The sequence below is a fragment of the Oerskovia sp. NPDC060287 genome (assembly GCF_042726775.1).
Lineage (GTDB): Bacteria > Actinomycetota > Actinomycetes > Actinomycetales > Cellulomonadaceae > Oerskovia > Oerskovia merdavium.
In genome coordinates this window covers 1-8,113 of the sequence record NZ_JBHXBO010000187.1, presented here as the reverse complement: position 1 = coordinate 8,113, position 8,113 = coordinate 1, and the positions used below count along the sequence as shown (strand labels likewise).

Annotated in this window: 7 protein-coding genes and 1 pseudogene; 7 read left to right on the top strand and 1 reads right to left on the bottom strand. The window is 71.3% G+C overall.

Annotated elements, in window-relative coordinates:
• From ACFWFR_RS14860 to ACFWFR_RS14835, 6 genes and pseudogenes are all read left to right on the top strand, one after another.
• Window positions 1-530, top strand: a pseudogene (locus ACFWFR_RS14860) (ABC transporter ATP-binding protein); the annotation flags it as partial.
• Complete coding sequence (locus ACFWFR_RS14855; protein ID WP_377623461.1) at window positions 527-1,435, top strand: ABC transporter permease subunit; 909 nt, start codon at window positions 527-529, stop codon at window positions 1,433-1,435. The pseudogene ACFWFR_RS14860 and the gene ACFWFR_RS14855, both read left to right, overlap by 4 nt.
• Window positions 1,436-1,447: 12 nt before the next feature.
• On the top strand, window positions 1,448-2,287 hold the full coding sequence (locus tag ACFWFR_RS14850; protein ID WP_377623460.1) for a hypothetical protein: 840 nt from the start codon (window positions 1,448-1,450) through the stop codon (window positions 2,285-2,287).
• 55 nt (window positions 2,288-2,342) lie between these two features.
• Entirely contained in the window at window positions 2,343-3,797 is a 1,455-nt protein-coding gene (locus ACFWFR_RS14845; protein ID WP_377623459.1) for a sensor histidine kinase, read from the top strand.
• Window positions 3,794-4,462 carry a response regulator gene (locus tag ACFWFR_RS14840; protein ID WP_377623458.1) on the top strand — a complete coding sequence of 223 codons (669 nt, stop codon included), beginning with the start codon at window positions 3,794-3,796 and terminating at the stop codon, window positions 4,460-4,462. The genes ACFWFR_RS14845 and ACFWFR_RS14840 overlap by 4 nt, the downstream gene beginning before the upstream one ends.
• A 44-nt stretch (window positions 4,463-4,506) precedes the next feature.
• Window positions 4,507-4,842: a VOC family protein gene (locus tag ACFWFR_RS14835; RefSeq protein ID WP_377623457.1), complete on the top strand. Its 336-nt coding sequence runs from the start codon at window positions 4,507-4,509 to the stop codon at window positions 4,840-4,842.
• A gap of 82 nt (window positions 4,843-4,924) precedes the next feature.
• Here the strand turns inward: ACFWFR_RS14835 and dnaB are convergent, their stop codons facing one another.
• Window positions 4,925-6,301, bottom strand: a complete 1,377-nt coding sequence (gene dnaB, locus ACFWFR_RS14830; RefSeq protein ID WP_056654050.1) for a replicative DNA helicase — start codon at window positions 6,299-6,301, stop codon at window positions 4,925-4,927.
• Between the two features lie 486 nt (window positions 6,302-6,787).
• Here dnaB and ACFWFR_RS14825 point away from each other — a divergent pair.
• Window positions 6,788-8,113, top strand: a 1,326-nt coding sequence (locus tag ACFWFR_RS14825) for an MATE family efflux transporter (RefSeq protein ID WP_377623456.1), incomplete at its 3' end; no start/stop codon positions are given.

Below are 8,113 nucleotides of genomic sequence, written 5' to 3'. Positions count from 1 at the left end.
CCCTGCTCGGCGATCCCGAGACGCTGATCCTCGACGAGCCGGTCAATGGTCTCGACCCGGACGGGGTCCTGTGGGTGCGCGGGCTCGTCCGGAGCCTCGCGGCCGAGGGGCGCACGGTCTTCCTCTCGTCGCACCTGATGCACGAGCTCTCGCTGTGCGCCGACCGGGTCGTGATCATCGGCAAGGGCCGGCTGCTCGCTGACGCCTCGGTGTCCGAGCTCGTCCAGCGCTCCGAGCACGCGAGCACGGTCCGGGTCCGCACGACCGATCCTGACCTGCTCACGAAGGTCCTCGTAGGCCTCGGCGCCGAAGTGGTGCCCCACGACAACGGGGTGCTGAACGTCCAGGGTGCGTCCGTCGACGACGTCGGCGGGGCCGCCGCCCGGTGCGGAGCGACCGTCCTGGAGCTCGCCGCCGACGGAGGATCCCTCGAGGACACCTACCTCCACCTCACGGCCGACGCAGTCCAGTACCGAGGCGGCAGCACCGACGGCACCACGACCGACGCGCCTGCTGGGGGAGCCCGATGAGCGCCCTCGCACGCCCCTCCATGGAAGATGCGCCCGGTGGTCCTGCGGCCGGGCGCGCAACCAGCCGCCCCCCTGCGGGTCACGGTCCGAACTTCGCCCGCGTCGTCACCTCGGAGTGGACCAAGCTCACGAGCCTGCGGTCGACGGCGATGATCTCGGTCGCGACGGTCGTGGTGACGTGGGCGCTGACGTACCTCGCCGCGAACGCCTCTTCGGTCGACCCGGGGTTCGTCCCGCTCGACTCGCTCACGACGGGGCTCCTGCTCGCCCAGGTCGGCCCGCTGGTACTGGGCATCCTCGCCGGGACCGGCGAGTTCACCTCGGGCACGTTCCGCTCGACGCTCACGGCCGTCCCCAAGCGGCTGCCCGTGCTCGCCGCGCAGGTGGTCGCAGCAGGAGCGTTCGCACTCCTGGTCGCGGCTGCCACGGTGGGTGCCGCCGTGGCAGCCCTGGTACCGGCAGCGTCCTCGCGGGGCATCTCGTTGGACCTGACCGCTGACGGGACTCCGCAGGTCATGGTCGGCATGACGACGTACCTCGTCGCCATGGCACTGCTCGGCCTGGCGGTCGGTGCGCTGCTACGCAGCCCGGTCCCCGCCATCGCGCTCACGGTCGTGCTCGTGCTCGTCCTTCCCGTCCTCCTCTCCCTGAGTTCTGAGCTGGTCACCGGCCCGACTTCCGCGCCCGTTGCGGCCGACGTGCCGTCGCAACAGTCCGTCGTGAACACAGTGGTGACGTTCCTCCCCAGCGGCGCGGCCGACCTGCTCGTGCGAGCACCGGGAAGCAGCGGCATCGAGGGTGCTCCGGACCTCGGTCCCTGGGTCGGGGCGCTCGTGCTCGCAGGCTGGATCCTGCTCCCCCTCACGGCCGCCGCGGTCCGGCTGCGCGCCCGCGACGTGGCCTGAGGAGGGCGACCGATGAGCCATCTTCTCGACCGCGCCGCGGGCAGCACCACGGCCCCCGAGCGCGAGAGCGACCGGGGCCCCACGCTCCCCCGCGTGCTCGCAGCCGAGTGGACCAAGATCACGAGCCTGCGCTCGACCGCCTGGCTCGCGGTGGCCACCGTCGTCGCGGCGGCCGGCCTCGCCTTCGGCCTCGGGCTGTTCGTCCGACCGGGGGACGCCGGGAGCGGGGCGTCGCTCGCGGTCACGGGCCACGTGCTCGCGCAGTTCGGTCCCCTCGTCCTGGGCGTGCTGGTCGGTACGGGCGAGTACGCGACGGGCACCTTCCGAGCCACGTTCACGGCCGTCCCCCGACGTCTCCCGGTCCTTGCTGGTCAGGCCGTGGTCACGGCCGGGTGGGGGGCCGTCACCGCAGCCGCCGCGGTCGGCGCCTCGCTCCTCGTCACGTCGGGGCAGCGGGCCGGTGCCGGGTTCGTCGTCGACGCCGCGGACGCCGAGACCGTGCGCCTGCTCGCGGGCTACGTGCTCCACCAGACGGGCGTCGCGCTGCTCGGGCTCGCGATCGGCGCGCTCCTGCGTCGGGCCACCGGAGCGTTCGTCACGGCGGTCATGCTGCTGCTCGTCCTCGACCAGTTCCTCGCCGCGAACCCGGGCCGGTTCACCGATCTCCTGCGGGCCCTGCTGCCGGCGGCCGGTGCACGCATGGTCCAGGGCGACGCTCAGGTCGCGGCACTGGACGCCACGAGCTTCGGTCCAGACCTCGGGGCGTGGGGCGGCGGGCTCGTCCTCCTCCTGTGGGTCATCGCTCTGCTCGGCGCGGCCGCATACCGTCTGCGTCGCCATGACCTCTCCTGACCCGTGCCAAGCAGCAGAGCTCTCGGGCCGGTCGATCGATGGGACAGTGGAGACCATGCCCACCCCGCGCGCGGCGCCACAGCAGACCCCCGCGTCGCAGTCCGCGTCCTTCCTGACCGAGACGCAGGTCGTGCACGCGGGCCCCGTCGGGCGCTTCGTCGCGGCCCGACCGTGGATGACGGACCTCGCCCTCGCGCTCGGCGTGATCGTGCTCGGTCTGGTGACGACCGAGGTGGCTCGGATGACGGTCCAGGGGTCGACCGGCCTGGGCTTGTTCCTACCAGGAACGTCCGCAGCACGCCTGGTCCCGGCGGTCTGGTCAGCCGGGGCCGTCCTGGGAGCCGTGCTCCTGACCGTGCGGCGAGCGTCGCCGTTGGTGGTCACGGGCGCGCTCACCCTCCTTGCCCTCGGCTCGCTCGCCACCTCGGGAGTGCTTGGCGTCCTCGGGGTGTGCCTCGCGTTCGCGCTCTTCACCGTGGCGGACACACGGACGCCGCACACGACCTGGATAGCGTTCACCGCAGTGTTCCTCGTCGTCACGGTCGCCCTCTGGCACTGGCAGGACATCGGCCTCGCCGAGATTCTCCTGTGGAGCGATCCCGGACTGCCCTCGCTCGACGATCCCGGGCGGCAGCTCCCGGCACCACCGTTCTCCGCGGGCCGCCGGTTCTTCTCGGTCCTCCTGCTCCTCGGGCTCCTGCTGCTGGGCGTCGCGACCGGTACGGTGGCGCGCGCTAGGCGCCAGCACGCCCACGACCTCGTCGAGCGCTACGCAGCGATAGCGCGCGAGCGCGACCAGAGCGCCGCGCTCGCGCGAGCCGCCGAACGGGCACGGATCGCCCGCGAGATGCACGACGTCGTCGCGCACAGCGTGTCGGTCATGGTCGCTCTGTCGGACGGAGCCGGGGCCGCGCTCGACCGAGCCCCCGACCGCTCGCGGGAGGCGCTGCGCGAGCTCTCCCGGACGGGGCGGAGCGCACTGTCCGACATGCAAGGCGTCCTCGGCGCGCTCGACCCCGGTGATCGCTCCGACGCGGGGACCGGCGGACCCGCGGAGCCCGTCGCAGCCGACCTTGCGACGATCGTGGAACGCTTCCGGGCCGCCGGCATCCCGGTGCGTGCACGTGACCTCGACATCGACCTCCCCCACGACACCACGCTCCGGCTGGCTGTCGCCCGCATCCTGACCGAGGCGCTGACCAACGTGCTTCGGCATGCCCCGGGCACCCCGCGCGCCGAGGTCGCCGTGCGACGCGGGCCGGCGGGACTCGAGGTCGAGGTCCTCGACGACGGCGGCATCCGCCCAGGGACCGGTGGCGGCTCCGGGCGGGGCATCCTCGGCATGCGCGAACGCGCCGCCCTCCTCGGCGGTCACGTCGAGGTCGGTCCCCGACCCGGTGGAGGATGGCGTGTGCACGTCGTGCTGCCGCTCGACGACGACCGGCGTCACGCACAGGACCACGGCGCGGGGCCCAGCAGGACCGAAGGACGGGAGGGAAGACGGAGATGACGAGGGTGCTGCTCGTGGACGACCAGGCGCTCCTGCGCCTGGGATTTCGCCTCGTGATCGAGTCCGAACACGATCTCGAGGTCGTCGGCGAGGCCTCCGACGGCCAGGTCGCGATCGCCCAGACCGCAGCCCTGGCCCCGGACGTCGTGGTCATGGACATCCGCATGCCGGGCATGGACGGCATCGAGGCCACCCGCCGCATCGTCGCGGAGCACCCCGCGACCCGGGTGCTCGTCCTGACCACGTTCGACGTCGACGAGTACGCCTTCGCGGCGCTGCGCTCGGGGGCCAGCGGATTCCTGCTCAAGAACGCACTGCCAGAAGAGCTCGTGGCGGCGATCCGCACCGTGGCGGCAGGCAGCTCGATCGTCGCCCCGCGGATCGTGCGCCGCTTGCTCGACCTCTTCGCGCCGCACCTGCCGACGACCGCCACCGCGACCGCCGACCTGAACCCGGCGCTGCGGACCCTCACGCCCCGCGAGCTCGACGTCCTGCGGTGCGTCGCGGAGGGCCTGTCCAACGCCGAGATCGCCGAACGCCTGGTCCTCTCGGCGACCACGGTCAAGACCCACGTCGGGAACATGCTCGCCAAGCTCGGCGTCCGCGACCGCGTGCAGGCCGTGATCGTTGCCTACGAGAGCGGTCTTGTCCGCCAATGGCGCTAGGTCGCCGTCATCCTGCACAGCTGACAAGCACTACGGTCACCACCATGAGCCTCGACATCTCGGCGGTCACCTTCAACAGCGCACAGCCACACCGACTCGCCCACTTCTGGGCCGAAGCGCTCGGGGCGCAGGTCGTCGACGGAGGCAATGGTTACCTCCACGTGAGAGCCGCAGGCATGCTGATCATCGTGCAGTCGGCACCAGAACACACCTCAGGGAATCCGACCGATGTCCACCTCGATCTACGCGCGGACGACCGCGTGCTCGAATCCCAACGCCTCGTGGGCCTCGGAGCCACTCTCCTCACGGAGCGATCCGACTCCCATGGGACATGGTCGGTCCTGACTGACCCTGACGAACGTGAATTCTGCATCGGATAGAGGGTGAGCCTCGCGGCAGTACTGGGACGAGTGCAGATCGTCGCACTACGCTCGCCCGCGACGCATCTCGACAAGAAAGAACTCAGACCTGCATGTCCACGAATCTCGCGTAGTGCCCCTGGAACGCCACGGTGATCGTGTCAGTCGGGCCGTTACGGTGCTTGGCCACGATCAGGTCCGCCTCGCCCGCTCGCGGAGACTCCTTCTCGTACGCGTCCTCACGGTGCAGAAGGATGACCATGTCGGCGTCCTGCTCGATAGAGCCAGATTCACGCAAATCAGACATAGCGGGCTTCTTGTCCGTGCGCTGCTCAGCGCCACGGTTGAGCTGCGAGATCGCGATGACCGGCACCTCGAGCTCCTTCGCGAGGAGCTTGAGCGCACGGGAGAACTCGGAGACCTCCTGCTGGCGGGACTCGACGCGCTTGCCCGACGTCATGAGCTGGAGGTAGTCGATCACGACGAGCTTGAGGTCGTGCTTCTGCTTGAGCCGTCGGCACTTGGCGCGGATCTCCATGAGCGACATGTTGGGCGAGTCGTCGATGAACAGCGGCGCCTCGGAGATCTTGCCCATGGTGCCGGCGAGCTTCTGCCAATCGTCCTCACCCATGGAGCCGTTGCGCATCTTCTGCAGGTGGATGCGGGCCTCGGCAGCCAACAGACGCATCGTGATCTCGTTGCGGCTCATCTCGAGCGAGAACACGACGGACGTCATGTTGTGCTTGATCGACGCCGACCTGACGATGTCGATTCCCAGCGTGCTCTTCCCGATGGCCGGACGTGCCGCGATCACGATCATCTGCCCGGGGTGGAGCCCGTTGGTCAGCCGGTCGAGGTCCGCGAAGCCCGTGGGCACGCCGACCATGCCTTCGCCTCGGTGCCCGGCGGCCTCGATCTCGTCGACCGTCCCGCCGATGACCTCGCCCAGCACGATGTAGTCCTCGGCCGTGCGGCGCTCGGTGACCGCGTAGACCTCGGCCTGCGCGTTGTTGACCACGTCGTCGACGTCGCCGCCGTCCGTCGCGTACCCCAGCTGGACGATCCTGGTCCCGGCCTCGACGAGGCGGCGCAGCACCGCGCGCTCGCGCACGATGCGTGCGTAGTAACCCGCGTTCGCAGCCGTGGGCACCATGGCCATGAGGTCGTGGATGTAGGGCGCGCCACCGATCCGGCCCAGCTCGCCGCGCCGCGTGAGCTCGGCGACGACCGTGATGGCGTCCGCAGGCTCGCCGCGCCCGTAGAGGTCGATGATGACGTCGTAGATCGACTCGTGCGCCGGCTTGTAGAAGTCGGTGCCGCGGATCTGCTCGATCACGTCCGCGATAGCGTCCTTGGACAGCAGCATGCCGCCGAGCACGCTCTGCTCGGCGGCGATGTCCTGTGGCGGGGTGCGGTCGAACCCGGGACCGCCGCTGCCTGCGGGCGGTCCAAAGCTCGACTCGAGCTCGTCGATCGACATGCGGGCCCCTCACTCCCCCGGCACGGCCGGGTATCGTCCTGCGTCGCACGTCTGTTCTACTCCGGCCCACCGACACGCCTGCGCCCGCATCGTCGAGGGGTATCGCTGGTGGTGCACCGTCGACCGTTCGGAAGGCCCGAGCATGTGCGACTCAGCGACACTAGATCGCGCTCCCACAGCCCGCAAACGGCCCTGTTCACAGAGGTGTGGACAGCCTGTGGACAGAGGCCTCCATGCTGTTCACAGTCCTGTGGACAACCATGTGGACAAGTGACCAGTTTTCCCCTGTACAGCGCCGGGAGCAGCCAGTTCACTAGGCTCAGCCATGTGGACGAAGAAAATTCCGGCAACACGCCGCCGACACGCCAGCCCTCTCCCGGTCAGGGCGAGGACACCGGTCGTTCACCCCGTTCACCCGAGCACCGCCCCCGGGACATGCAGGACGCCCCAGGTGCCGCAGGGTCACCCGCTTCGTCCACAGGACCTGTGGAGACCTCGCCCACGTCTCCGCCCGAGCCCACGGGCCGCCGCCTCATCGACAAGCAGATCCTGGCCCTCGCGGTCCCGGCCCTGGGAGCTCTCGTCGCGGAGCCGATCTTCGTGCTCGTCGACAGCGCCGTCGTCGGGCACCTGGGGACCGCGCAGCTCGCCGGGCTCTCCCTCGCGTCGACGGTCCTGCTGACGCTCGTCGGCCTGTGCGTGTTCCTCGCGTACGCGACCACCGCGGCTGTGGCCCGGCGCATCGGCGCGGGCCACCGGCGCGAGGCGCTCCAGTCCGGGATCGACGGCATGTGGCTCGCGCTCGGGCTGGGCCTCGTGCTCGCCGCGGCCCTGTGGTTCGGGGGCGGCTGGGCGATCGGCGCGATGGGCGGCACGGGCGAGGTCGCGCACCACGCCCTGGTGTACCTGCGGTGGTCGGGCCTGGGCCTGCCCGGCATGCTCGTCGTCCTGGCGTCCACGGGCGTGCTGCGCGGCCTCCAGGACACCCGCACCCCCCTCTGGGTCGCCGCGGGCGGCGCGACGTTCAACGCCATCCTCAACGTCGTGCTCGTCTACGGTGTGGGCCTGGGCATCGCGGGCTCGGGCATCGGGACCGCGGTCGCCCAGCTGACCATGGGCGCCGTCCTCGGCGTCGTCGTGGTCCGCGGGGCCCGGCGCGAGGGCGCCTCCCTGCGCCCCGCCGCGGGCGGGATCTGGTCCAACGCGCGCGCGGGCGCACCGCTGTTCGTCCGCACGCTCTCGCTGCGCCTCGCGATCCTCCTGACGGTCTTCGTCGCGACGGGCCTCGGCGAGGTCACGCTCGCCGGCTACCAGGTGGTCGCGTCGGTGTGGGGGCTCGCGGCCTTCGCGCTCGACGCCCTCGCGATCGCCGCGCAGGCCCTCGTGGGCCACGGCCTGGGAGCGGGCGACCGGTCGCACGTGCGCTCGGTCCTGCGTCGCACGCTGCAGTGGGGCGTCGCGGCAGGCGCGCTGCTCGGCCTGGTCATGGCCGTCGGCGGTTGGTGGTTCGCGCTGTTCTTCACGTCCGACCCCGACGTGCGTGCCGCCGTCGCGCTCGGCATGGCCGTGTGCGGGCTGCTGCTGCCGATGGCGGGGTGGGTGTTCGTCCTGGACGGGGTGCTCATCGGGGCCGGGGACGGCCGCTACCTCGCGTGGGCGGGCATGGTCACGTTCGTCGTGTACGTGCCGTTCGCGCTGGCGGTCCGTGAGCTCGCGCCCGACGGCGCCGCGGGCCTCGCGTGGCTGTGGGCGGCCTTCGCGGGGGTCTTCATGGCGGCGCGCGCCCTGACGACGGGGCTCAGGGCGCGCGGC